Here is a 25,263-nt window from a genome sequence, read left to right on the forward strand (position 1 = left end):
TTCCCGGCCCTCCGTCCTTCCCGGCCTTCCCTTTCGACCGCCCATACAACTAAAATCGCTAACTGATTACATCCATTGCCCCGAAGGAGCGGCATGTCGAAGATCTGGGTCAACTCCGGGGACTCCCATGTGATGGAACCCGCCGACGTGTGGACCGAGAGGCTCCCCGCGCGGCTCGGCGCTCGCGCCCCGCGCAGCGAGCGAGGCGAGAAGTACGAGATGCTCTACATCGACGGGGAGCGCATCGACCGCCAGCTCGGAGACTTCATGGACGCCATGCGCCCGCCGGGCGCCTGGGACCTGAAAGTCCGTCTCCAGGACCTCGACCAGGAGGGCGTGTGGTCCCAACTGGCTTTCCCCTCCATGGGGTTCTGGCTCGTGTCGATCACCGACCCGGAGCTGGCCCGGGAGACCGTACGGGCCTGGAACGACTGGGCGCACGAGGAGATCCTCCGCAAGAACGAGCGGGTCATCACCACCGCCTGCGTCTCGACCGCCGACGTCGGCGACGCGGTCGCCGAGCTGGAGCGGGCGGCCGAGCTGGGCTTCAAGGCGGTCTTCCTGCCGTGCTCGACACGGGAAGGCGAGGAGTACGCCCTCGACCGCTGGGAGCCGCTGTGGACCGCGGCCGAGCGGGCGGGCATGGTGCTCGGCTTCCACATCGGCACGGGCGGTCAGAACGTCGTCTTCCGCGGACCCGGCGGAGCGGTCGTCAACTACATGGAGACGACCTACCCAGGCATGCGCGTCGTGTCGCACATGGTCGCGGGCGGCGCCCTCGACCGCCACCCCGACCTGAAGATCCTGATCGCGGAGGGCGGCGCGGGCTGGATGCCGGCCATCGGCGACCGGATGGACGAGGCGTACCGCCAGCACGGCATGTTCGTCCGGCCGAAGCTGAGCCGCCTGCCCAGCGAGATCATCCGGCAGCAGGTGTACGCCTCCTTCCAGCACGACAAGAGCTCGGTGGAGATCGTCGAGTCGACCGGCTACCGCAACGTCATGTGGGGCGACGACTACCCCCATCTCGAGGGCACCTACGGCCACACCCAGGCCACGCTCCACGACCTGTTCGACGGCGTGCCGGACGAGGTGCGCGAGCGCGTCACGCGCGGGACCTTCAACGAGCTCTTCGGCCTGCCCGAACGCACTCCCCGGGAAGCGGCCGTCTGAGCGGCAGCGAGGCGAACCGGCGGTGACCACTCCCCCGTATCCCGAGGACCTGGAACGGCCCGGACTCGTCAGGACCGGGCGGTCGACGTTCGTCAGGCCGATCCGGCCCGAGGACGCCGACCGGCTGGTCGCGTTCGTCGGCAGCCTGTCCCGGGCCACCCTGGCCTACCGCTCCCTCGGCCCGGTGGTCCGCGCCCGCGACGACGTCATACGGCGCGGCGCGCACGTGGACTACCTCGACGAGCTGGCGCTGGTCGCCCTGTCCGGCGACGAGATCGCCGGCCTGGTCCGCTACGTCCGCGACCCGCAGGATCCAGAGCACGCCGAGGTCACCTTCACCATCCGCGACGACCACCAGAGCGAGGGGTTCGGCAGGCTGCTGCTCGAGCACATCGCCGCCGCGGCACGCGCGCGCGGCATCCGGGTGCTGGAGGCCGACGTCCTGGCCGACAACACCCGGATGATCGATGTCTTCCTCGGTTCCGGCTACCGGGTCGAGAGCGGGCCGCCGGGCCAGATCATCCACTTCGAGATCGCCGTCGACCCACAGGCCCTCGCCGTGGCCCGGGCCGAGCGCCGCGAGCAGACCGCGGTACGGCGCTCCCTGCGGCCCCTGCTCGAACCGCGGTCGGTCGCCGTGATCGGGGCCAACCGCTCCTCGCTGACCATCGGCCACGAGATCGTGGCCAACCTGCTGCGGGGCGGCTTCGGCGGCAGCGTGTTCCCGGTCAACCCGCAGGCCGAGCAGATCGCCGGCGTACGCGCGTACGCGCGCGTCCGCGACCTTCCCGAACCGCCGGACCTGGCGGTGGTGGCCGTCCGGGCCGACGCCGTGCCCGACGTCGTACGGCAGTGCGCCGAGGCCGGGGTCAAGGCGGTGGTCGTCGTCTCCACAGGCTTCGGCGAGAGCGGAGCCGGGGGCCGGACGTCCGAGCGGGAGCTGGCCCGTTTCGCGCGGGCTTCGGGGATGCGGCTGGTGGGGCCCAACTGCATGGGCGTGGTCAACACGACGCCTGCGGCGCGGCTGGCCGCGACGTTCTCGCCCGCGCTGCCGTCGCCCGGCCGGGTGGCGATGTCCAGCCAGTCCGGGCCGCTGGGGCTCGCCGTGCTCGACTTCGCCCGGCGGCTGCGGCTCGGCTTCTCCGGTTTCGTGTCGGTGGGGCACGCCGTGGACGTGTCCACCGACGAACTGCTCCAGTGGTGGGAGGAGGATCCGGGGACCTCGGTGATCCTGCTGCACGTCGAGGCCTTCGGCGATCCGCGCCGGTTCGCCCGCGTGGCCCGCCGGATAGCGCCGCGCAAACCGATCGTCGCGGTCCACCCGGGACCCGCCGATTCGGCGGTGAGCTCGCTGTTCGCCCAGTCCGGCGTGATCCGCACCCGCGGTCTCCAGGAGCTGTTCGACGCGGCCCTGCTGCTCGCCCACCAGCCTCCCCCGCCCGGCAACCGGGTCGCCGTGGTCACCAACGCGGGCGGGCCCGCGGCGCTGACGGTGGGCGCGTGCGCGGCGAGCGGTCTGTGCGTGCCCGCGCTCGGCGAGCGCACCCGGGACGTGTTGCGTTCGGCCCTGGGGCCCCGGGCCGACGTCTCCAATCCGGTCGACCTGACCCCGATGGCCGCGGCGGCGCACTACCGGCAGGCGCTGGACGCGGTCCTGGCCGACGACGGCATCGACGCGGCCGTCGTCCTGTTCATGCCGCCGCTGGCGGACAAGGCCGACGAGGTGGCGTCGGCGATCCTCGACGCGGCCGCTGCCCGGCCCGAGAAACCGGTGGTGGCGAGCTTCCTGGGCGGCGCGGGCGTCGCCGATCTCCTGCACCGGGGCGACCTGGTCGTGCCGACGTACGCGTTCCCGGAGGCGGCGGCCGGCTCACTCGGACACGCGGCGGCCTACCAGGCCTGGCGCAGCACCCCGGCGGGCGTCCTACCGGATCTCCCGGGAGTCGACGCCGAGCGCGCCCGTTCCCTCGTCGCCGCCTGCGGCCCCGGCACCGTGCCCGCGGCGGTGGCCACCGGGTTGCTGGCCGCGTACGGGATCGCCGTACGCGACACGGAACCGGGCCCCGGCCCGGACGCGTTCCTCTCCGTCGGCGCCGACCCGGTCTTCGGACCGGTCGTCTCCTTCGGGCTGACCGGGGACTACGCCGACCTCATGGCGGACGTCGCGCACCGCGTCACTCCGCTGAGCGACCGCGACGCACGCGAGATGGTCCGCTCGCTGCGGGCCACCCCACTGCTGGAGAAGCGGGGCGTGGAGTTCGCGGCCATCGAGGAGACGGTTCTGCGGATCTCGGCGATGGTCGAGGACCTCCCCGAGATCGAGGCCCTGGAGCTGCGCCCGGTACGGCTGCTGCCGCCGGGGGACGGAGTGGCCGTCGCGCACGCGACGATCCGGTTGGCGGACGACGCCACGGCAGGCATCGTGAAAGGCGGCCCCGCATGAAGGTGGGCATCTACTTCGACCTGCGCAACCCTCCGCCCTGGCGGCGGAGTTGGGCGCGTGTGTACGGCTTCGCCCTGGAGATGTGCGAGGAGGCCGACCGGCTGGGCATCGACTCGGTGTGGTTCTCCGAACACCATGGCTTCGAGGACGGCTACCTCCCCCAGCCGCTGACCATGGCGGCCGCCGCCGCGGCCCGGACCCGCCGGGTGCGCCTGGGCACCGCGGTCGTCCCCGCACCGCTGCACGCGGCGCCCGAGATCGCCGAGCAGGCCGCGATCGTGGACGTCATCAGCGACGGTCGCCTGGACCTCGGTCTCGGCACCGGCTACCGGGTCCCCGAGTACCGGCTCTACGGAGCCGACCTCGCCAAGCGCTACACGACGACCGATCAGCGGGTCCGGGACATCCGCCGGCTGTGGGCCGAATCCCTGGTCACCCCCGGTCCGGTCCAGGACCCGCTGCCGATCTGGCTCGGCTACCAGGGCCCGCAGGGCGCCCGGCGGGCCGGCCGGCTCGGCACGGGGTTGCTGTCGCTCGACCCGGCGCTGCTGACGCCGTACCGGGAGGGGCTGGTCGAGAGCGGGTTCGACGCGTCGGCGGCCCGGATGCAGGGCTCGTTCACCACGTTCGTCACCGAGGACCCCGAGGGCGACTGGCCGGTGGTGCGCCGGCATCTGCAGTACCAGTGGGACAGTTACCGCCGCTACATGGTCGAGGGAACCGACCGGCCGCTCCCCCGCCCCATCGATCCCGAGAAGTGGCGGGAGACCGGGCTGCGCGCGAGCGGCGTCGGTCAGTTCCTGTACGGCACACCGCAGGAGACGGCCGAGGCCGTCAAGGCGTACGTGGCGGGGTTGCCGGTGGAAGGGGTCTTCCTGTGGGCCTCGCTCGCCGGGATGCCCGAGGACATGGTGTCCCGCCAGGTCCAGCTGATCGCCGGGAAACTGCGCCCGCTGCTTGCCGATGTCTGACGCGAGGAGTCACACGATGTCCACGACGACACCGGGTCCCTGGGCCGGTGCGGACTTCCAGGAGCCGCCCCGGACCCCCGGTGGGGTGGCGCTGTGCGGGGCGTGCCGCGCGGCCGGCTCCTGCCGGCTGGGAGTGCGGCGCGAGCGGCTCGACGAGGACGGGTCGGCGCGGTTCGAGCTGACCTGCCCGCGTGACCAGGAGGGCGGGCCCGAGGTCGCGCACGGCGGCTGGACGGCGGCCGTTCTGGACGACTGCCTCGGTCATCTTCCGCTGCTGCACCGGGTGTTGAGCGTCACGGCGGAACTGAGCCTGAGCTTCGTCAAGCCGGTGCCGGTGGAACGACCGCTCGAGGTACGGGCCTGGGTGGAGAAGCGGGAGGGCAGGCGCTGGTACATCTCGGGCGAGATGGTCCTCCTGCCGAACCGGGCCGTGCTGGCCCGGGCCGCGGGGATCTGGGTGACCCGGGACGCGGGCCACTTCGCACGCCACCAGGAGTGGCTGGCCGGGCAGGACGGCGAGGCTCAGTAGGAGCGCAGCCCCATGGTGCGGGCGATGCCGTTGCGCTGGATCTGGCTCGTGCCCCCGGAGATGGTGGCCACGATCGACTCCCGGTAGCGGAAGCTCATCACGCTCTCCGTGGAGAACCCGTGTCCCGCGAGGACCTGCATCCCGAGCCGGGCGGCGGCGACGTACGTCTCCGAGCCCTTCAGCTTCGCCATCGAGCCCTCACGGGTGCACGGCTCGCCCCGGGCGAGCAGCCACGCCGCGCGGTGGGTGAGCAGCCTGGCGGAGTCGATCTCGGTCTGCAGGTCGGCCATGGCGTGGGCGAGGGCCTGGAAGTTCCCGATCGGACGGTTGAAGGCGTGCCGGGTGCGGGCGTACTCCAGCATCTCGTCCAGGGTGGCCTGCGCCGCCCCCAGGTATCCCCCGCTGATGATCACCTTCTCCAGCTCGATGTTGGAGAGCATGACCTTCCACCCCCCGTCGCGCGGGCCGACGAGGTTCTCCTTCGGCACCGGCGCGTCGTGGAAGAAGACCTCGTTGGTGCCCAGGATGTGCCGGGCCAGCGTCGGGGTGCGCCGGACCTCGACGCCGTGCGTCGCGGGATCGACGAGCAGAAGACTGATGCCGCCGTGCTTGGGCTCGCGGGGGCCGGTGCGCACATAGGTCGCGATGGTGGTGTCGGGCAGGCCGCCGCCGGTGCACCACGCCTTCTGGCCGCGGACGACGAAGTGGTCGCCGTGGTCCTCGGCGGTGGTGCGCAGGGCCGCGGCGTCGGACCCGCTGTCCGGCTCGCTGAGGCCGACGGCGAGCCGGTGGCGGCCGGTCATGACCTGTTCGCGGATGAAGTCGCGCTGCGCTTCGCTGCCCCACCGGAACACCGTGATGCCGGGGATGAGGACCCCGATGTAGCACATGGCGACGTCGAAGCTGGCGCGCCCCAGCTCCTCGGCGATCAGGACGAGTTCCAGCGGGCCCCCGCCGTCACCGCCCTCGTCCTCGCTGAACGGCAGGGAGAACCACCCCAGGTCCGCCATGCCCCGGAACAGCTCGGGCGGTACGACGCCCTCCTCGTCCCACCGCTTGGCCTTCTCGGCCGGGCACACGTCGGCGACGAACTGCCGTGCCGTCGCGCGCAACAGGTCCTGCTCGTCGGTCAGCCCGAAGTCCACGGCCACTCCTCGCCACCACTAGGCCATTCATCTATCTAATTATTCTATGTTAGCGGATAGGGCTAGATGGCGACAGCATGTCACCCGCGGCCGCCTGCCCGGCCCGGCGCGGTCGCCCTCACCGCCGGCCGCCGCTCGACGGCGACGCGGGCGTCGCCGTCCGCGAAGGTCACGCGGTGCTGAGGGGATGGGCCGCCGTGGCCGAGCGCGGGGGCCAGGCGTGGGGGGCGAGTATGCCGAGGACGTAGGCGCGCGCGACGAGGGCCGGACGGGTCGCGGCGCCCAGCAGGTGCCGCAGACGGCTGAGGTGGTAGTCGAGCGTCTGCCGCGACAGTTTCAGCGAGGCGGCTATGTCGCTGTTGCTGCTGCCGTGCGCCAGCAGCGACAGGATGCGGATCTGCGCGGCGGTCAGCGGCGGATGCGCCTCGTGAGCGAGGCTCTGATGGGTGATCACGACCCACACGTGCCGCGCTCGGCTGGCGGAATGGCCGATAGTCGTCAGGTGGAGCTCCGCCCGACGCTGCAGTCCATGGGCGTCGACGAGCACGGCGGTGGTCTCGACACGTCGGGTGCGGCGGGCTATCAGGCTGTTCCAGCGGCGGTGCAACCGGTCGAGATCGAGCTCCGGTTCGGGGGCCAGCAGGGTGTGTGCACGGCGGCCCACGAGGTCGGTCAGGCCGAGACGGAAGAGTTCGGCGGCCGCCACGCTCGCCTCGATCACCCGCCCGTTCGCCGACAACAGGGCGCAGGGCAGCCCGCTGTGGTCACGCAGGGCGCTGAGGTTCTCCTCGGCCTCCTGGCGCTGCGCCGTGGCCCGCAGGTGGTCGGTGATGTCCACGTAGATGCCGGCGATGCACGTCCGGGACTGTTCCCGCACCGGGAAGCGATGGCCGACCGCACGGCCCGTGGTGCCGTCCTGGCGCAGGTAGCGCAGAGTGTGGCGGACGGGCGTGCCCCGGGTGAGTATCTGCTGGTCCAGGGCCCGGAACCGGTCGGCCTCGGCCGGAGCGTCGAAGTCCTCGATGTATCTGCCGACCAGTTGCTGCGGCACGGTGCCGTAGAGGTGCGCGTAGGCGTGGTTGGCCCACAGGTAGCGCCCGTCGCGGTCCCGGATGAAGGCGGCCGCCGGAGCGAGGTCCACGAGGTCCGCGAAGGCGGCGTAGCCGCGGGGCGGCGCGAGCTCTGCTCCCCGCTGCCGCCGGTGCGCGGTGCGCTGTGAGCCGCCCGGGTCGGCGAGGCCGCCCGCGTCCGCGGACTCACCTGTCCGCAAGGACCCTTTGGCGTGCCCCTCCCCCGCCCGGCACGGCTCGTCGAATTCTCTCCAGAACACGGGAAGGTTCTCGAGCAGTGTCTTGAGGCTCGGGTCGCCCACAACGGTCTCCGTCCGTATACGACCGGCTGACGCACAGTCACATGACGTTGGATATCCCGCCCGGTACGGCACAAGCTCCATTCCCGGCCGAGTTGCCGGAAGTCTGCGGATCACCCGGCGACTCAGGCATTTGCCTGAGTCGTGAGCTCCCTCTGCGGCGATATGGACGATTACGGCCTGGTCCCCTGGAGGGTGCGGGCGGACACACCGGACGCCGTTCCCCGCACGCGATCCCCGGGCCCGTCACCGCACCGCCGGTGCCGACGACGGCCCCTGCCGACCAGGTGAATGGAGACGAATTCCTGTGAGCACGGTGCTGTTGGTGCATGCCAAGGGTGGTCCGCCGCTCGGCCATGTCCTGTCCCGGACGGCTGCGAGGGCGGATGTGCACCTGCTGGCGCTCAGCGCTCTTCCCCCCGCCGTGGCGGGTCCCGCCACGAGACGGTGCGCCTCGGTCACGACGCCGGACGGCGCGGTCCGCTCCGATCTGGTCTCCCTGATCGTCTCGCGCGCCCGGGAGGTGGGCGCGGACGCCGTGATCACCTTCTCCGAGTACGCGGTCGTCGCGGTCGCCGAGGCCTGCGAGAAGCTCGGCCTGCCCGGCGCGGGCGCAGCCGCCGCACTCGCGCGCGACAAGCGGCTGATGCGCGGCACCTGGCAGCGAAGCGGCCTGCCGCAGCCCGCGTTCCGTCCCGTCGCCACGGAGGCGGATCTGCACGCGGCGGTGAACTCCTTGTCCTGTCCGGTGCTGCTCAAGGCGGCCTGGAGCGCGGGATCCACCGCCCACCAGATCATCGCCTCCCCCGGCGAGGCGGCCGCCGCCTGGGCCCGCTCGCGCCAGGTCATGGCGGAGTCCGCCAAGTTGGGATACGCGGAGTTGCATGTCGCCGAGGCGGATGCCGACTTCGTGGTCGAGGAGATCGTCAGCGGCACCGTGGCGGACTGGTTCGCCGAGCCCGGCTGGGGCGACTACCTCAGCGTCGAGGGCGTCGTGGCGGACGGTGTCTTCCGCCCCGTCTGCCTCAGCGGCCGGATGCCCACCGTCGAGCCCTTCACCGAGCGCGCCGGCATCACCCCCGCCCTGCTCTCGCCGGACGCGCAGGACCGCGTCGTGGACCTGGCGCGCCGCGCCGTCGACGCGCTGGGCCTGCGCGACTGCGGGACGCACACGGAGATCAAGCTCGGCCCCGACGGCAGCATGTGGCTCATCGAGACCGCCGCCCGGTTCGGCGGCGCGATGACGGTGCCGCAGATCGAGGAGGTCTTCGGACTGGACCTGGTGGGCATGCTCGTCGACCACCTTCTGGGACGCCCTGTCGCCTGGCCGGAGCAGGCCCTGACACCGGCGCAGGCCCGGGGTGCGGCGGGCTCCCTCGTCGTCCTCGCGGTCGACGGCCGCGGCGAGGCCTGGCAGGGGCGCAGGGTCTGGGACTTCCCCGTGGTCGCGTCGGACGTCCCGCTGAGCCCGGACAGCGAGCTGTCGGTGGTGGCGGAGAGCTCCCTGCCCGACGGCAGTGTCGTGCCGGTCTACGACCCCGCCGCGGGCGCCAACACCATGGCCGCCCTGTGCCTGCTCTCGGCCGCCGACGCGCGGACGGTGCTGCGGGACTTCGAGACCCTGGTGGACGCCCTGCCCCGGGTGCTGCCCGCCGCGCAGTCCGAGGAGGTTCCCGCATGAGCACCCACCTGGCCACCGGAACCGCCGAGGCCGCCGCGGACCGTACGGTCGTCGGCGAGAACCTCTCCCTGCCGCTCTTCCGGACGCTGTCGGGAGTCCTGGCGGGTCACCCCTACCTCAAGGTCGTCGTCGACCGCGCGGAGAACACCTGGCACCTGCTCGACACCGCCGCGCACCCCTTCCACGTCAACTACGTCGCCACCAGGGTGTTGGGGATGGACCTGGCCGCGCTCGACGCGCAGCTGGACGCGTTCAACGCATCCGTCTACACCGATCCCGAGCGCCGCTTCCTGCTCGGCGTGCTGTCCCTGCACAGCGAGCGCGAGGAGAGCAGGGAGCGGCCCTTCCTCGTCCTGGAGACGACCGAGGCCGACACCATGCACGGCGAACTGCTCACATTCTTCTACGAGTTCGTCCGGGCCCGGATCGACAGCAGGCTGCCGCTGCTGCTCAAGCCCGCCAACCACGGGCAGGAGGAGGAGCTGTCGGCGATCAGCGAACAGCGTGTGCCCCGCATCCTGAGCCACGAGCTGTTCGGTTCCCGGGAGCGCACCCCGCTGAACCCCGGCGAGGCCATCGGACGGCTGCGCTTCTTCCGGACGGCCGAGGAGTACTCCGCGGCGGCGGCCGGCCTGGGCTGGGCGGACATCGTGGCGATGCCCTGCCTGCCCGACGACGTACCGCGCGTCGCCGGATTCATCAACACCGCGCCGATCACGCCGCTTTCGCACACCAACGTCCTCGCCTCCGGCTGGGGCATCCCCAACGCGATCGTCCGCGACCTGGAGCAACTCGTCGACAAGGACGGCCTCGACGACGCGTGGGTGCGCTACCGGGTCGACGAGGACGACATATCTCTGCGGCGCCTCGACCACGATCCCGATCTGCGGGCGCCGGCCTGGCACCAGCAGCGCATACGCCTCGAACCGCCGCTGCTCGAAGACGCTCCCGTGCTGTCCCTGCACCGGTTGCGCAGCGCCGACCGCGACCGCTACGGCACGAAGGCGGCCAACCTCGGCGAGCTGCACCACGTCCTCGACAGCCGCACGGTGGACCTGACCTCCTTCTACGGGCGGCCCCGTCCGCCGCGCGAGGACCTCTACGGCCACCTCGCCGCCCGCCTCGGCCTCACGACCGCCGACGCCGGGCAACTGCGCGCCCGGGCGGCCGAGTTCGTCGCCGAGGCCGTCGGCGCCCCGGAGGGCGTCGCGCTCCCCTTCGCGCTCCAGCAGCGGTTCCTCGCCTCCTCCCCGGCCCTGCAGCAGGGCATCGGCAAGCTCAAGATGGCGCTCGAACTCGACGCCACCGACGTCCTGGACTCGCTGTGCCTGCACCTGCAGCACCTGATCCGGCTCACCCCCGTCCCCGAGTCGGTCGCCCGGCAGATCGACCAGGCCTTCCCCGCCGCGGCGGCCTCACGCGGACGGCTGGTGGTGCGCTCCTCCTCCAACGCCGAGGACCTCCCCGGGTTCTCCGCGGCGGGCGTCTACGACTCCGTCACCACCATCCACGGCACGGGTGAACTCCTCGACGCCGTACGCCAGGTGTGGGCCTCCCTCGTGTCGCCCCGCAGCGTGCGGCTGCGCCACCAGGTCGGCATCTCCCTCGACGACACCTACATGGGTGTGATCGTCCAGGAGTACGTGCCCGCCTCCCTGGGCGGCGTCCTCGTGACCTGCAATCCGACCCGCCGGGAGGACTTCCGCAACGTCTACCTCAACTGCTCCCCGGGCTCGCCCGAGCAGGTGGTCGACGGGACGGTACTCCCGCAGCAGTACCTGTACAACACCGTGGAGGGCGGCGGCCGCACCGTCGCGCTGGGCTCGTGGGGCCAGGGGCTGTCCGCCGCCGTCCGCGCCCGCCTCGCCGACCTGTCCCTGACCGGACGGCTCCTGCAGTCCCACTTCAGCGGGACCGACGTGGACCAGCCCCTCGACATCGAGTGGCTGATGACCGAGCAGGGCGATTTCCGGCTGGTCCAGATCCGCCCCTACGCGCTGTGAGGGCGCGTCCTGGCCCGCCGCGCCCCCGCACCGGAGCGGTCACGGGCCTGACCGACACCGCCCGCCGGATCATCCGGCTCAACTACGGCTTCCAGTTGCTGTTCAACCTGCTGTGGTGGATGCCGGTCTTCTACGCCTACCAGAAGGAGGCCGGCCTCTCGGACGGGCAGATCTTCGGCATCCAGAGCATCTACTACGTGGCCTTCTGCCTGCTGGAGATCCCGACCGGGCTGATCGCCGACCGGATCGGCGCCCGCAACTGCCTGCGGGCCGGCGCGGTGGTGATGACGGCCGCGAACCTCGCCCCGGTGGTCAGCGCCACCTACACCGGGTTCCTCCTCCACTTCCTGGCCATCGCCGCCGGCCGGTCGCTCACCTCGGGCGCGGCGAGCGCCTACCTGTACGACGGGCTTCGGGCGCAACGGTGCGACGACCACTACCTGCGGGCGGAGGGCACCGCGCGGGCCCTGGGGCTGGCGGCCAAGGTGGTGTGCTGGCCGCTGGTCGGGCCGCTGATGGCTCTCGCGCACCCGGCCCCGTACGTGCTCAGCGCCGCGAGCGCGGCGGGCTCCCTCGTCTGCGCGGTGCTGCTGCCGCGTCTCGCCGGAGCGGAAGGCGGAGCGGAAGCCGGAGCGGACAAGGGCCGAGGTGACGGCGGGCGCCGGGGCGGCGGCTTCCTGCGGGACGCGGGGACCGCGCTGCGCTGCGTCGCCTCCTCGCCGTGGCTGGCCCTGGTGATGGTGCAGGGCGTGGCGGTCTTCACGCTGTCGCGCATCTGCCAGGTCAACCTCTTCCAGCCGATCCTGCTGGACCACGGCATCGGCGAGGCCTCGCACGGCGGGGTGCTGGCCGCGATGACCGTGGCGGAGGCGGTGACGTCCGCACGCCCCCGATGGCTCAGCCGCAGACTCCCGCCGGTCGCCTGGGTCTCCGTCCTCAGTCTCGCGCTGGCGGGCACCCTGGCGGCCATGACCCTCGGCGGGCCGTGGGTCGTCGTCGCGCTGCTCTGCCTGTTCGCCGCCGCCACCGGGTTCGCGTTCCCGATCCAGCGCAAACTGGTCAACGACGCGATCCCCGCCCACGCACCGCGGGCCACCCTGCTGTCGGTGGAGAGCATCGTGGACCGCGCGGTGTGCGCCCTCGCCGCGATCGCCGCGGGCGCGTACCTGTCGGCCGGGCGCCTGGACGCCCTGCTGTGGCACAGCGCGCTGGCCACGGCCGTGTTGCTCGGGGTCTTCCAACTGCTGCTGCGCAGCGGCGTGGTCGCCCGCGGGGGCCGGGACGGGGATCGGGCGGTGCCGACGCGGTCCGACGGCCGCGCGGGAGCCGGTGGCACCGCGTCGGCGGAGGCGGACGACGGTGCAAAGACCGACCTGTCGGACGCGGGGGAAGCGGCAGATGCCGCTCGCAAGGAGGCCCTGGAACCGGACCAGGTCCTGCGCAGACCACGAACGAGCTGACGGCCCGTCGTCGTGCGCCCCGCATCAAGGGCGTCCGACGACGGACGGTCCGAGCGGCGGCCACCGTTCCGGCATGGGCAGCGCCAGCGGCAGCGTTCAGGCGAGACGATGGGCTGCGGCTGCGGCTGCGGCTGCGGCTGCGTTCAAGCGAGGCGACGGCGGGCCGCTCGGGCCGGCCCGGCGGTGGGCCCGCCGCCGCAGGGTTCCTGCTCCCGCGAGGGGGCGGGCGCGGGCACGTCACCCGTTCGCCGTGCATCCCTGGACGCCTCACGGGTGCAATCTCCCTGTGGACACCTTCGACAGCCCCCGGAGCCGCTCCATGATCACCGTGCCCTCGCCGATCCCGCCCGGAGCCCGCCCGTGACCACCGCGCACTGGCTCTTCGGCGACCAGCTCGGACCCCACTTCCTGGCTCCCGGCCAGGAGGGCCCGGACCGCGACGCGCCCGTCGTGATGATCGAGGCGCGGTCGGTCTTCCGGCGGCGCCGTTTCCACCGTGCCAAGGCCCACCTCGTGCTCTCCGCGATGCGCCACCGGGCGGCCGAACTCGGCGACCGTGTGCGCTACGTCAAGGCCGAGACGTACCGCGAAGGGGTGCGCGAAGCGGTCGGCTCCTCGCCGCTGACCGTGCACCACCCGACCTCGCGAGCGGCTCTCGGGCTCGTACGGGCCATGGACGGTGTGCGCGTGCTTCCCGCGCTCGGCTTCCTCGTCCCGCACGACGACTTCCGGGCATGGGCCGACGGCCATGGCGGAGTGCGGCTGCGCCAGGAGACCTTCTACCGCTGGGTGCGCCGCAGCCACGAGCTGCTGATGAACGGCGAGGAGCCGGCGGGCGGGCGCTGGAACCACGACCACGACAACCGGGAGGCGCCTCCCGCCGGGGCCCGCACGCTCGGCGCGCCGGCCCCTTACCGCCCCCACGAGGACGACGTGGACGAGGAGGTGCGCCACGACCTGGACCGGTGGGAGCGGTCAGGGGAGGTGTCGTTCGTCGGCCGTGACGGACCGCGTCGGTTTCCCGCCTCACGGCGTGAGGCCCGCAGCGCCCTGCGCCGCTTCGTCGGGCACCGGCTCGCCGGGTTCGGTCCGCACGAGGACGCCATGCTCGCCGACGACCCGGTGCTCAGTCACAGCCTGCTGTCGTCGTCGCTCAACCTCGGGCTCCTCGATCCCGCGGAGTGCGTCGGCCTCGCAGAGGATGCGTGGCGACGCGGTGACGCCCCGGTCAACAGCGTCGAGGGGTTCGTGCGGCAGATCGCGGGCTGGCGCGAGTACGTGTGGCAGCTCTACTGGTACTTCGGAGAGGACTACCGGCGCAGCAACGCCCTCGGGCACCACGCGCCGCTGCCCGACTGGTTCCTCGACCTCGACGCCGACGCGGTCACCGCGCGCTGTCTCTCCACCGTCCTCGCGCAGGTGCGCGACACCGGCTGGACCCATCACATCCCCCGGCTGATGCTGCTCGGCAGTCATGCGCTCCAGCGCGGCTGGGACCCGGCAGCGGTGACCGACTGGTTCCACCGCTGCTTCGTCGACGGTTACGACTGGGTGATGCTGCCGAACGTCGTCGGCATGTCCCAGTACGCGGACGGCGGGCGGATGACGACCAAGCCGTACACCTCGGGCGGCGCGTACGTGAACCGCATGAGCGACTTCTGCGGTCCATGCGCCTACCGCCCGAGCGTGCGAGCCGGCGCCGGCGCCTGTCCCTTCACCGCCGGGTACTGGGCCTTCCTGCATCGGCACCGTGCACGGCTCGAACGCAATCCGCGCATGTCACAGGCGGTGCGCGGACTCGACCGGCTGACGGATCTCGACGACCTGCTCGAACAGGAGAGGCGGCGAGGGAACGGCCCCCCATGAGCCGCGGCGGCGGACAACCGCGTCCGGTGCGAACTCACCCGTTCGGAGTGCAACCGTTCGCCGTGCGCGACGCGAAGAGGAGGACAAGAGCGGCGGCGAACGCGCGGCTCCGAGGGAGGGAACCCCACTCCGAGAGGATCTTCCATGAGGCTGAGCGACGAGCTTCCCGTCGATCACCAGCTGGCCACCGTCTACCGCTACGGCGCCGCGCTGTGCGGCCTCATCCTGCTGGTGTTCGGCACCCTGGGCTTCGCCGACCGGCTGCGCCCCTTCGACACGGCCGGCCGGCACATCGCGGGCATGTCGACCAACGGCCTGCTGAGCCTCGTCTCCATCGTCTTCGGACTCGCCCTGATCGCGGGCGCCGTCGTCGGGGGCAATGTCGCCTCGACGCTCAACATGGTCGTCGGCTCCCTGTTCCTGCTGAGCGGCTTCGTCCATCTCGTCGTGCTGGACCGGTCGGCCAACATCCTGGACTTCGGCATGGCCAACGTCATGTTCAGCTTCGTGATGGGACTGGTGGTCCTGACGTTCGGGATGTACGGGCGGGTCTCCGGCAGGCTTCCGCACGACAACCCCTACTGGCGGCGCCGCCACGCGCGTGAGGCGGCTCGGGAGTCCCTCGCCCGCCGGCGCACCGCAGGACCCCTCGGCGAGCTGATTCGCACGGCTGCCGACGACGCCGATCCTGCGGCCCTGAGTTCCTCCGAGGCCGCCAGGGGGCGCACCGCCCGGTGAGCCGCCGAGGCCACGCCACCGCCGCCCGTCGCCGGAGCAGCACCAGAGCAGCACCAGCGGGCGTCGGTGACGTCCCCGCCGGAACCCCGTCGCAGCCCGCGCCCCGACCCACCCGGCGCGTGCCCCCTCCACACGAGCCGAACGGGGCCTCGATGTCGACGGTGCGCGGGGCCCGACCTGGCCGGGGCCGCTTCGGTCCCTGGTGAGTCGTGGACCGGCTCGGTGAGCAGGGTTCGGCCAACTCGGGCGGGCGCTGCGGTCGTCGATCGGTGCGGCACGGGCAGGGGTAGCGCGGCATCTGCCGCAAGCCGGGGAGTTCCGCCTGTTCTGCGGGGCCCTCACGGAGGCGGCACCGCGTCTGCGTCCGGCGGGATTCAGCCACCCGCTCATCTGCCGTGCGTAGAACCGCAGTTACCAGTGCGTAGAGTGAAACGGTTGCGTAAAGTCCGTTAAAAGAAGGGATCATGGGGTGCGTCGGTTGGTTGGGGTGACGTTGGTGATGGCGGGGATGGCTCTCGCGTTCTGGTTGGTCCTGGGGCCTTCGTCCGACTGGGAAGACGCCGCGAGGGTCATGCGCTTCGCCCTCCTGCTGTCCTGCTTCCTGGTGATCGGCGGCGGGGTGCGGCTGATCTTCCCCGACAAGTCCGAGGGCGAGGCGGCGGAGACCTACCGATAACGCTCCCCGAGGAACCGAACGGCGAGCCAACGACTCACGGGCGGAAAACCCGATCATTGCCGTGTGATGATCACCACATGATCACTCCTTGAGATGCTCATGACGATCTCCATAAGATCATCATGAATCGCGGCGGGCATGAGAGGTCTCCTTGCGGAACAAGCAGACATACGGGGCGCACGTCGCGAACAATCCTCCGTCTCCGTCGGAAACCTGATTCGTCCACGGGGGCGCGCTGTCGGGAATGTCTGACCAACATTTTCCGGCATGCCGTCGTCTTCACCCCGGGCGATCAGAAACAAAGAGGGGAAAAAATGAAGAAGAAGAATGCCGCCGCCGTCTTCGGCGTGGCCGTCGCGGGCACGCTGCTGACGGTGTCGATGCAGGGATCGGCGCAGGCCACCACCCCGCCCCAGGCTGACGTGAGCATGAGCGTCCAGGCTGCCGGCGAGGGCACTCCGGTGGCCCCGCACGCCGCCGCCGCAGCGCGGGCCGCGGCAGCGGCCGGCCGGGCCGCTGCTCGCGCCAGCGTGCACGCACGGGCCGCTGCCGGCTCCGTCGCGCACCAGGCCTCCGAGGTGGCCAACAACTTCAGCCTGTTCAGCGCGCCTGCAAAGGTGTCCGTCGACGGCGCCAATGCTGCGGCGACCGCTTTCGACAGGTGATAGCGCGCCATCGGCGCATCCAGAGGGCGGCACTGTTGGCTGGTGCCGCCCTCCTGGGCGCCCATTTCTTTCTCGCGGCGTTCTCCCAAGCGCCGCTCAGTCCAGCCAAAATCAGGCTGCATGGACTCATCAGCAGCTACCTGGAGCCGTACTTCACGCAGAACTGGAGTCTCTTCGCTCCGAATCCGACAAAGGACGACGAGGGGATCATAGCTCGCGCAAAATGCTCTGACGGTTCCGTCACGGATTTCTACGACGTGACAGGTCCGTTGATCAAGGAGACCCAGGAAGACCGATTCTTCCCCTCCCGCACGGTGCGTCTCGTAAGCAACGGAATCAATCAGCTGAATGATTCTGACGACCTGCTGCTGCGACTCCGCCAGAAAGAGGAGGAGAAGAACTCCGAGGACTCCACGACGAAAGACGAAAAGCATAAGCGCGTCATTCCTCTGACCCCCTACGAGAAGAGTCAGCACGAAGACGCCGAGCGATCTCTGTCCCGTTTCTCGCTGACCCAGATGCACGACGTCTGCCCCGGCGGCACAGGACCGACCGCTGTCCAGGCGCGCATGTACATCAAGACTCTGCCGCCGTGGTCGCAGCGGAAGAATCCCGAGGCGAAGAGCAAAGTGGACCTCTACGACCTGCCGTGGAAGAAGGCGGTGGACCTTCAATGAGGATCAAGGAAGCGATCGACGCCGCCGCCAGTCGTCCCATCGCCGCGCTGGGCGTCTCGGGGACCCGCGCACTGCTGGGCTTCGTCGGCCTCATGTACTACGTGAGCCACTACAGCGACCGGAACTACCTGTTCGGTCCGGGCCCCGACTCGGTCCTGCCCCATCACCTCTTCATCGAAGAGATCAAAGAGAAGGGAAGCTTCAGCCTCTACGCCTGGAGCACCTCCCAGGTCTGGTTCGAGGCGGTCTTCCACCTCGGGCTGTTGGCCGCTCTGGCGGTCACCTTCGGCGTGGGGGGCAGGATGGTCCTCGCGGCGCACGGAGTCCTCCTCTGGTCGCTGTACGAGCGGCAGTCCGCGTTCCTGGACGGCGGCGACAACCTCGCTCAGCTCGTCATCCCGATGCTGCTGCTGACCGACTGCTACCGGCACTTCTCCTTCTCCAGCGGACTCGCCCAGCGCGTCACGAGACGACTCCCCGAAGGCCTGCGCTGCCTCGGCGTGCCCCTGCACAATCTCGGCGTGGCGGCGATCGCCGTGCAGATGTGCCTCGTGTACGTGGTGAGCGGTCTGTACAAGGTGCAGGGAGAGGTGTGGCAGGACGGCACCGCGCTCTTCTACATCATGCGCGTTCCCGAGTTCGAGCTGCCGGGCTGGTCCAGCCTGGTCTACCACAACGACGTGGTCGTGTTCCTCGGCACCTACAGCACCACCTTGTTCCTCGTGTACTTCCCGATGGGGATCCTGGTGCCGAGGCTGCGCCCCTGGACGGCCGCGGCGTCGATCGCCTTCCATGTGTCCATCGGCGTGTTCATGGGTCTCACCGCGTTCGCCCTGACGATGATCGCCTGCGACCTGATCTTCCTCTCGTCGGCGCTGGCCCGTGCACGTGAGACGGTGCGCAGCATCGGCGCGCGCTGGGCGCAGAAGCACCCTGCAGACGTCGCGACCGGCACCGAAGGGGAGACGCCGGAGAGCGACCGCACAATCGATGCCCCCGTACCCCAGACAGCGAGCTGACAGCCATGCGCACCGTCCCGGCCTGCATCCTCGGCAGCGCCGACGAGACTCCGATCGTCACCGGCGCCCACGACCCCGACAAATACGTCGAGGTGGGGTCCTTCACGAAGGTCATCACCGGAACCGTCCTCCAGCAACTGGCCGAGCGAGGCGTGCTGACGCCTGACGACCCCGTCGAGCGATGGCTCGGCGCTCCGCCGGGAACGGGGGTCACCCTGCGGCATCTGGCGCAGCACACCTCAGGTCTGCCCCGGCTCCCCCCTGGCACGTCCCGCCGCGACCCGTACCGGAAGTTCACCGACGACCGGCTGCGCGAGCTGCTCACCGGCCTCGACCTGCTCGCCGTCGAGCCCGCGGGACAACGCGAGGAGTACTCCAACCTCGGCTATGCCGTGCTCGGCGCGGCGCTCGTCGCGGCGGCCGGGCAGGAGTACGAGGAACTCGTCGCCGAACTCGTGCTGTCACCTCTCGGGCTGCCGCCGCACGCCATGACCGCCACACCGCCACAGCACAGTCGGCTGCTGCAGACCGGGTGGTTCGGACGCACGGTGAAGCCGTGGACCATGACCGGCGCAGTCCTGCCCGCGGGCGGCCTGTGGGCGAGTCCCCGCACACTGGCGCGCGTGCTGACGGGTCTGGTACTCGAGCGTTCACTCGGGGATCCGGCGCTCGGATGGCAGCGCACCGGACCGCTGCCCGTGATCTGGCACAACGGAGCGACGAGCACGGCGTCCGTCTTCGCCGGCGCCGTCCCGGACGGGCGCTGGACGGTGGTCCACCGTCTGAGCGGTGACTCCGACGCGACAGATCGCGCCGGCCTGGATTACCTGCACACGGCACAGGCGCAGTGAAAGGAGTGAAACCGCCTTCGGGGCCAGAGCGATGAGACGGCCCGGGCCACCGACCGATCCACGGCGCTACCGACGCTCTATGCCTCAGGGACACCTCAGGCATAGAGCCGCACCTGACGGCGCGTAACCAGGGCAAGTACCGAAGAATCCGGGGAGATCGACACCGAGACGACGGCTTCGTCACGGCCAGTCAGGGGATCGCCGATCGGGGTGCGTGTGACGGGGTCCCACAACCGCACCGTCCCGTCCTCACCGGCGGTGGCGAACAGACGGCCGTCCGGAGAGAACACCACCGCCCCGACACGCCCCTTGTGGCCGGTGAGGGGATCGCCGATCGGGGTGTGCGTGACGAGGTCCCACAACCGCACCGTCCCGTCCTCACCGGCGGTGGCGAACAGACGGCCGTCCGGGGAGAAGGCCACCGACGCCACGCGCCAGTCGCGGGTGGGGAGGGGCCGACCGGTCGAGGTGGGGGCTGCCATGTCGTGCAGCCTCATGGTCCCGTCGGCGCCGGCGGTGGCAAGAAGGCTGCCGTCCGGGGAGAACGTCAGCGACCTGGCACGTCCCCTGTGGCCCGTGAGGGGACGACCGATCGGAGCGCTGGTCAGGGGGTCCCACAGGCACACGGCCCCGTCGTGACCGGCGGTGGCGAGCAGGCGACCGTCCGGGGAGAAGGCCAGCGCCGCAACGGGCCCGTTCCGGCCGGTGAGGGGAGCACCGATCACCGTGCAGGTGACCGGGTCCCACAGCCGCACCCCCTCGTGACCGGCGGTGGCCAGCGCGCGACCGTCCGGAGAGAAGGCCAGCGCCGCAACGAGCCCGTTCCGGCCGGTCAGGGGAGCACCGATCACCGTGCGGGTGACCGGGTCCCACAGCCGCACCCCCTCGTGACCGGCGGTGGCCAGCACGCGACCGTCCGGAGAGAACACCGCTGTGTGAACGGAATCAGAGTCGTGGAGATGTCCCAGTTCCAAGGGCCGGCCACGCTGCATGCCGTAGAGCACTGCGCGTGCCGCGAGGGGCAGTGGCACGGGCTGCCGGCGCGGCGCCGTGCCGCTGGTCCTCTCCCACAACCGCGCGGTCTTGTCTTCGCCGGCGGTGGCGAGGAGGCTGCCGTCCGGAGAGAACCTCACCGACCAGACACGTCCCTTGTGGCCGGTGAGGGGATCACCGATCGCAGTGCGGGCGAGGGGGTCCCAGAGCCGCACGGTCCCGTCCTTCCCACTGGTGGCGAGGAGACCGCCGTCCGGGGAGAAGACGACGGAGTAGACGGATCCCGTGTGGCCGGTGAGGGGATCGCTGGTCGGAGTGCGGGCCGTGAGGTCCCATGGGTCCCACAGTCGCACGGTCCCGTCGTTGCTGGCAGTGGCCAGGGACCGGCCGTCCGGGGAGAACATCACCGAGGTGACGGGTCCGGTATGCCCTCGTAAGGGCTTGCCGAGGGGGGTGCGGGCGACGACGTCCCACACGCGCACAGTGGTGTCCCTGCCCGTGGCGGCGAGGAGGCGGCCGTCCGGGGAGAAGGCCACCGAGTAGAGCGCCCCCGCATGGCCGGTGAGCCGGTCACCGACAGGAGCGCTGGTGGCGGGATCCCACAGCTGAATGGTCCCGTCCTTGCCGCTGGTGGCGAGGAGACGGCCGTCCGGGGAGAACGTCACCGAGTAGAGCGCCCCCGCGTGGCCGGTGAGCCGGTCACCGACAGGAACACGGATGACCGGGTCCCACAGCCGTACGATGCCACTCGTTCCGGTGGCCAGGAAGCGGCCGTCCGGGGAGAAGACCAGCGACGTGACGGGTCCGTCGTGCCCGGTGAGGGGGTCACCGACCGGGGTGCTGGTGGCCGGGTCCCACAGCCGCACGGTCCTGTCGTCGCCGGCGGTGGCAAGGAAGCGGCCGCTCGGGGAGAAGGCCACCGACATGACGGGCCCGGTGTGACCGGCCAAAGTGAAGCGGACATGGGTGGCAGCCGCTGCGCGGGACCCGGCCACGGCAAGCGGTCGGGGAGCAGGGCCTGCAGGCGCCGGCGTGGTCGACGTCGTCCCGGCTGTCCGCGAAGGGGCCGCGGCCGTCGGTCGTCGGCGCGCGCCGGTGCGCAGGGCGTTGAGGGCCTGCCAGCGGCTCCGCCACGGCGTCAGCTCCAGAGCGCGGCGATCGGGCGGGGCGCATTCCTCGCCGAACTCGTCCCAGGACATCACGGCCCGCACCAGCCAGATCAGCTTGTCCAGCGAGATGAACTGCTCGCCGGCGAAGACCTTGCTCATGGTCCCCTTGGAGCAGGCACTGGTGGCGGCGGTGTCCTGCAAGACCTTCAGGCCGCGTGCGCGGATACGGTCGAAGGACGGAGCACCGCGCTCTGAACGCAGACCGGTGAGCCCCTGGCCCAGCTGCTGGAGCTTCTTCTCGTAGGTGATGTCTGCCGTTTCCTGTGTCATGCCGCCCCCGCTCGATCCGTGACCGGCACATTAGAGCGGCAGACACCTGACGGCACCGCATTCGGCTGAACACCGCTGAACACCGCTGAACACGCAGCAAAGTTGGCCAGGCGTGTTCAGCGGTGCGCCGACTCTGATCACCATACGTCCGGACTGTTCGACCGGTGCAGGTCAGCGCGGTTTTGCGGGGCACGGTGACAGGCATGGACCCGAACCCGCCGCCGAACTCCCGCCCTGCGCCGGAGCCATTCCTCTCCCTGCACACCGCCGTCGTCCTGCTCACCGCACTCGTCATCGGCCTCGTGACAGGTGCGCTCACCGCGCTCACCGGCGCCCCCGGAGCGGGTGCGGTACTGGCCGGGCTCGGCGCCGCGGGGCCGTCCGTGCCGGTACTGCGCTGCCTCATCGGCGCGCCCCGCGAAGGGCCGTCCCCATGAACCGCCCAGCCGCCCAGCCGCCCGACAGCCCGGCAGCCCGGCAGCCCGACAGCCCGGCCGGGCGATACGCGGCACGCCCACCAAGTCCCGTACCCGGGCTGTGGCCGGCCGGCACTGATGACGCTGTGCGGGCGCAATGCCCCGCGCCACGGCCTGAGTTGAACCTCCAGGGTGATCCGGCCCCTCAGGGCCGGCGGCCGATGAAGGCGAGCAGGCGGGTCTGGACGTCGGCGCTCTCAGGCACCTCGACACGAGGGCCGTACTGCCCGCTCGCGCGAAGCACGTCGTCGAGCGGCAGCATCCCGTCGAGCAACTGGGTGCACTTGTCGGGGTCGAGCCGCTCCTCCTGGCCGGTGGCCCGTGCCAGGTCCCAGGTGTGCATGAAGACGTCGGCGGTGTAGAACCGGTCGATCGCCTGGTCCAGTGGGACCTCGCCGATGTGCGGGTTCGACAGCAGCTTGTGCGCGGTGGCCGGATCGTCGAGCAGTGCCTGCACGCCGTCGCTGTGCACCGCCCACGCGGCTACCGGGTCGTCGTCCACCGAGGGCCCCTTGGGCAGTTCGACTCCGGCGCCGGCCTTCAGGAAATCGGGGAACCACTCGACGAGGTGGCGCACCACGTCCCGGGCGACCCACCCCTCGCACGGCGCGGGGTTGTCCCATGCCGAGGTGTCCGCGCCTCGCACGCGGGCGGTGAAGCAGCCTGCGACAGTGCGGTGTTCATCGGCTGCTGTTCTGGTCCTCATGTCAGGACTCCGTCTCGGTGCGTCGGTCGGCAGGGCCGCTCTGCGGGCCGCTGAGTAGGTCGTCAAGCCGCTCATGACCTTCGCGGACACCGCGTTCCATGCCGCTCCTGAGCATCGAATCGCGGGCCTCGAAGGACTCCATGAGCGACCTGACGGTGACACGGGTGCGACCACCCAGGCCCTCGAAAACGACTGTCTCCAGGCTGACGCGGTCCGGGAAGCCCTCGTAGGTGAAGGTCTGCACGATGCGCTCATGGGGGCGCACCTCGTGGAACACGCCGCGGAAGGCGTACTCGGTCCCGTCGCCGTCGCGATGCACATAGCGATAGGAGCCGCCGCTGCGCGCGTCGTAGCGGTCGATCGACATCGTGAGCCGGCGGGGGCCGATCCACTGGACGACCAGGTCGGGGTCCGTGTACGCGCGGAACACCCGCTCCGGCGAAGCGTCGAACTCCCGGATGATCACAATGGTGGGCAGAGCCGAGTCTGCCACGATCCGCGTCTCGTTGCTGTGACGCGCTTCCGTCGGACTCATGATGCCGCTTCCTTCGTCGCGTCGCCCGTCACCGGCTGGTCGTCCATCTGCTCGAGAAGGGCGTCCAGGCGGCGGAAACGGTCCTCCGCCTCGCGCCGGTAACGCTCGATCCACTTCGTCATGAGGTCGAAGACCTCCGCCTCGAGGTGGCAGGGCCGACGCTGGGCGTCCCTGCTGCGACTGACCAGACCGGCGCTCTCCAGGACCCTGATGTGCTTGGACACGGCCTGCACGGTGACGTCGTACGGCTCGGCCAGCTCATTGACCGTGGCGTCCCCGGAGGCGAGCCGGGCCACGATGTCGCGCCGGGTGGAGTCGGCCAACGCGGAGAACACCAGCGACAACCGGTCATCGGCCACCTCACACCTCCACTATTCAACCGATTGGTTAAATACCCTACGGACCGGTCTCCACCTTGTCAACCAATTGGTTGAACGGGCAGGTGGTGACGACGGTCAGCCAGTGGCGGTGGCGCGGATCGAAGGGCGTGGGCGCCGCCGGCTCAGGCTTTCCCGCCCTACACCGCCGACGCGTCCCCGGCCAGTGTCGGCCGTGCCGACGGCACGGCCTGGAGATGCTGGGCGGCCTCGGCCGCGGTGTATGAGGAGGCGAAAGTGAATGCGCGGGGAGACGGCCCGTGCGCCCGCAGGTCCGCCAACCGCTCCAGGGCCTCGTCGACGGTCGGAAGGTGGCCGGCGGGGACCCACCAGAGCACCAGATGCGCCTCGGTGTGCCGCTCGAACCATTCGCGCCGCCGCCGCATCGCCTCCAGGTGCCCGCTGCGGTAGGTGAAGTCCCACAGGGCCTCCCGGGTCTGCCACACCGTCAGGTTGACGATGACGCCCTCGCCCGCCGGGCGCAGGCCGGTGGCGTCGGCCGCCCCTTCCTCCACGAGCCGCCACACGAAGCCGGGCGCACTGTCGGCGACGGCGTTGACCGGGTCGAGCATCTCGACGAACGACGCCGTGCGCGGGTCGTCGAGCGGGTGGCGGAGCGTGGCGACGTTGAGCTGGGCGAGGTGGGCGGCACGCGTGGATGAGGTCATGGCGTCATCCCAGCATGGCCCGCATTTCTATGTCAATCACCATTGTTTTTAGAATTCTCGACCACGACGCAGCACTCCCCCGGCCGGGCGTCCATGCGGGCTCTGACCGGACCGTCCGTGCCGAGCAGCCCCTCCAGGAGCGCGAGGTTCATGCCGCAGACCAGCGGCGGGAAGCGTTCTGCGACGGCATGGAAGGGGCAGTTGCGCATACGGAGGACAGGCGCGGCCGCCCCGGACGCCTCCCCGGAGCCTTCGTCACCTTCGTCGCCTCCGTCGCCTTCCAGGCGCGGTTCGTAGCCGCGAGCGGCCAGCATCTCCATGGCCTCTTCGAGACCGCCGCAGGGCGCCGTCGAACCGCGCAGGGACTCGCCACGACGGCGAGCGGCCGCCGTGAGCCCGGCATCCAGTCCAGCCTGCTCGGCGGCCTCGGCGAGCAGCTCGGCGGCCGTGCGGTAGTCGCGGGCAGGCAGGGACACCGTTCGCTCGGCCTGCACCCGCGTGTACACCTTGGCGGGGCGGCCCGCTCCCGGCCCCGAGCGGCCCGTCAGGCGGCGACTGCCGCTCTCCAGCAGCCCGGCCTCGACCAGCCTGTCCAGATGGTGCGCGGCGAGCGTGCGCGCAATGCCGGCCGCTTCGGCGGCCTCGTTGCGGCCGACCTCGCGGCCCTGCCCCACCACGAACTCGTACAGACGCCGCCGCACCGGATCCTGCAACGCCGCGATCGCTTCGATGTCGTCCACTCAGCCATTCTATGAACAACGCAGATCCGAGATAGAAGGACCGAGGCCCGCCCGGAGCCCCGA

23 protein-coding genes are annotated in these 25,263 nt (G+C 71.1%); 15 read left to right on the plus strand and 8 right to left on the minus strand.

The features are described from left to right. Window positions 1-93: 93 nt before the first annotated feature. Genes Sri02f_RS26800 through Sri02f_RS26815 form a run of 4 tightly spaced genes read left to right on the plus strand, consistent with a single transcriptional unit; the run spans window position 94 to window position 5,116 of the window. On the plus strand, window positions 94-1,173 hold the full coding sequence (locus tag Sri02f_RS26800; protein WP_109003886.1) for an amidohydrolase family protein: 1,080 nt from the start codon (window positions 94-96) through the stop codon (window positions 1,171-1,173). Between the two features lie 22 nt (window positions 1,174-1,195). Further along, window positions 1,196-3,616 (plus strand): bifunctional acetate--CoA ligase family protein/GNAT family N-acetyltransferase, encoded by a 2,421-nt coding sequence (locus Sri02f_RS26805; protein WP_109003887.1) that lies wholly within the window; start codon window positions 1,196-1,198, stop codon window positions 3,614-3,616. Continuing rightward, the gene (locus Sri02f_RS26810; protein WP_109003888.1) at window positions 3,613-4,587 is read left to right on the plus strand and encodes an LLM class flavin-dependent oxidoreductase; all 975 of its coding nucleotides are present in this window, start codon (window positions 3,613-3,615) and stop codon (window positions 4,585-4,587) included. The genes Sri02f_RS26805 and Sri02f_RS26810 overlap by 4 nt, the downstream gene beginning before the upstream one ends. A gap of 16 nt (window positions 4,588-4,603) precedes the next feature. Next, entirely contained in the window at window positions 4,604-5,116 is a 513-nt protein-coding gene (locus Sri02f_RS26815; RefSeq protein WP_245970816.1) for a PaaI family thioesterase, read from the plus strand. Here the strand turns inward: Sri02f_RS26815 and Sri02f_RS26820 are convergent. Then, window positions 5,110-6,261, minus strand: coding sequence for an acyl-CoA dehydrogenase family protein (locus Sri02f_RS26820; protein WP_109003889.1), 1,152 nt, complete (start codon window positions 6,259-6,261; stop codon window positions 5,110-5,112). The genes Sri02f_RS26815 and Sri02f_RS26820 overlap by 7 nt on opposite strands. Before the next feature lie 169 nt (window positions 6,262-6,430). Continuing rightward, entirely contained in the window at window positions 6,431-7,531 is a 1,101-nt protein-coding gene (locus tag Sri02f_RS26825) for a PAS domain-containing protein (protein WP_245970817.1), read from the minus strand. Between the two features lie 406 nt (window positions 7,532-7,937). Here Sri02f_RS26825 and Sri02f_RS26830 point away from each other — a divergent pair, with 406 nt between their 5' ends. The 10 genes from Sri02f_RS26830 to Sri02f_RS26875 all read left to right on the plus strand — a co-directional run bounded on the left by Sri02f_RS26830 (window position 7,938) and on the right by Sri02f_RS26875 (window position 19,266). Then, complete coding sequence (locus Sri02f_RS26830; RefSeq protein ID WP_109003891.1) at window positions 7,938-9,311, plus strand: ATP-grasp domain-containing protein; 1,374 nt, start codon at window positions 7,938-7,940, stop codon at window positions 9,309-9,311. Further along, window positions 9,308-11,314, plus strand: coding sequence for a PEP/pyruvate-binding domain-containing protein (locus Sri02f_RS26835; protein ID WP_109003892.1), 2,007 nt, complete (start codon window positions 9,308-9,310; stop codon window positions 11,312-11,314). The genes Sri02f_RS26830 and Sri02f_RS26835 overlap by 4 nt, the downstream gene beginning before the upstream one ends. Continuing rightward, window positions 11,311-12,774 carry an MFS transporter gene (locus tag Sri02f_RS26840; protein WP_373865131.1) on the plus strand — a complete coding sequence of 488 codons (1,464 nt, stop codon included), beginning with the start codon at window positions 11,311-11,313 and terminating at the stop codon, window positions 12,772-12,774. Before Sri02f_RS26835 ends, Sri02f_RS26840 begins: the two co-directional genes overlap by 4 nt. Window positions 12,775-13,134: 360 nt before the next feature. After that, window positions 13,135-14,640, plus strand: a complete 1,506-nt coding sequence (locus Sri02f_RS26845; RefSeq protein ID WP_109003894.1) for a cryptochrome/photolyase family protein — start codon at window positions 13,135-13,137, stop codon at window positions 14,638-14,640. Window positions 14,641-14,784: 144 nt separating this feature from the next. After that, window positions 14,785-15,378 carry a DUF4383 domain-containing protein gene (locus Sri02f_RS26850; RefSeq protein WP_109003895.1) on the plus strand — a complete coding sequence of 198 codons (594 nt, stop codon included), beginning with the start codon at window positions 14,785-14,787 and terminating at the stop codon, window positions 15,376-15,378. Window positions 15,379-15,847: 469 nt separating this feature from the next. After that, window positions 15,848-16,054, plus strand: a complete 207-nt coding sequence (locus Sri02f_RS26855) for a hypothetical protein (RefSeq protein ID WP_245970818.1) — start codon at window positions 15,848-15,850, stop codon at window positions 16,052-16,054. Between the two features lie 314 nt (window positions 16,055-16,368). Next, entirely contained in the window at window positions 16,369-16,719 is a 351-nt protein-coding gene (locus Sri02f_RS26860; protein ID WP_109003896.1) for a hypothetical protein, read from the plus strand. 35 nt (window positions 16,720-16,754) lie between these two features. Then, window positions 16,755-17,396, plus strand: a complete 642-nt coding sequence (locus tag Sri02f_RS26865; protein WP_159106785.1) for a DUF5819 family protein — start codon at window positions 16,755-16,757, stop codon at window positions 17,394-17,396. Then, window positions 17,393-18,415: an HTTM domain-containing protein gene (locus Sri02f_RS26870; RefSeq protein WP_109003898.1), complete on the plus strand. Its 1,023-nt coding sequence runs from the start codon at window positions 17,393-17,395 to the stop codon at window positions 18,413-18,415. The genes Sri02f_RS26865 and Sri02f_RS26870 overlap by 4 nt, the downstream gene beginning before the upstream one ends. Before the next feature lie 5 nt (window positions 18,416-18,420). Beyond that, complete coding sequence (locus Sri02f_RS26875; RefSeq protein WP_109003899.1) at window positions 18,421-19,266, plus strand: serine hydrolase domain-containing protein; 846 nt, start codon at window positions 18,421-18,423, stop codon at window positions 19,264-19,266. A gap of 95 nt (window positions 19,267-19,361) precedes the next feature. Here the strand turns inward: Sri02f_RS26875 and Sri02f_RS26880 are convergent, their stop codons facing one another. Then, window positions 19,362-21,698 carry a WD40 repeat domain-containing protein gene (locus Sri02f_RS26880; RefSeq protein WP_109003900.1) on the minus strand — a complete coding sequence of 779 codons (2,337 nt, stop codon included), beginning with the start codon at window positions 21,696-21,698 and terminating at the stop codon, window positions 19,362-19,364. Window positions 21,699-21,901: 203 nt separating this feature from the next. On the opposite strand from Sri02f_RS26880, the gene Sri02f_RS26885 reads away from it, so the two are divergent. Then, on the plus strand, window positions 21,902-22,135 hold the full coding sequence (locus Sri02f_RS26885) for a hypothetical protein (protein WP_109003901.1): 234 nt from the start codon (window positions 21,902-21,904) through the stop codon (window positions 22,133-22,135). A 184-nt stretch (window positions 22,136-22,319) separates the two neighbouring features. Here Sri02f_RS26885 and Sri02f_RS43065 read toward each other — a convergent pair whose 3' ends face one another. The 5 genes from Sri02f_RS43065 to Sri02f_RS26905 form a co-directional block, all read right to left on the minus strand. Beyond that, window positions 22,320-22,880, minus strand: a complete 561-nt coding sequence (locus Sri02f_RS43065) for a TIGR03086 family metal-binding protein (protein WP_167467624.1) — start codon at window positions 22,878-22,880, stop codon at window positions 22,320-22,322. Window position 22,881: 1 nt separating this feature from the next. Beyond that, window positions 22,882-23,415, minus strand: a complete 534-nt coding sequence (locus Sri02f_RS43070) for an SRPBCC family protein (protein WP_167467625.1) — start codon at window positions 23,413-23,415, stop codon at window positions 22,882-22,884. Continuing rightward, window positions 23,412-23,774 carry an ArsR/SmtB family transcription factor gene (locus Sri02f_RS26895; protein WP_109003902.1) on the minus strand — a complete coding sequence of 121 codons (363 nt, stop codon included), beginning with the start codon at window positions 23,772-23,774 and terminating at the stop codon, window positions 23,412-23,414. Before Sri02f_RS26895 ends, Sri02f_RS43070 begins: the two co-directional genes overlap by 4 nt. Window positions 23,775-23,932: 158 nt before the next feature. Beyond that, window positions 23,933-24,460, minus strand: a complete 528-nt coding sequence (locus tag Sri02f_RS26900; RefSeq protein ID WP_109003903.1) for a DUF3291 domain-containing protein — start codon at window positions 24,458-24,460, stop codon at window positions 23,933-23,935. A 32-nt stretch (window positions 24,461-24,492) separates the two neighbouring features. After that, on the minus strand, window positions 24,493-25,200 hold the full coding sequence (locus tag Sri02f_RS26905) for a helix-turn-helix transcriptional regulator (RefSeq protein ID WP_109003904.1): 708 nt from the start codon (window positions 25,198-25,200) through the stop codon (window positions 24,493-24,495). Between the last annotated feature and the right edge of the window lie 63 nt (window positions 25,201-25,263).

It is taken from the genome of Streptomyces rishiriensis, from assembly GCF_003112535.1.
Classification (GTDB): Bacteria; Actinomycetota; Actinomycetes; order Streptomycetales; family Streptomycetaceae; genus Streptomyces; species Streptomyces rishiriensis.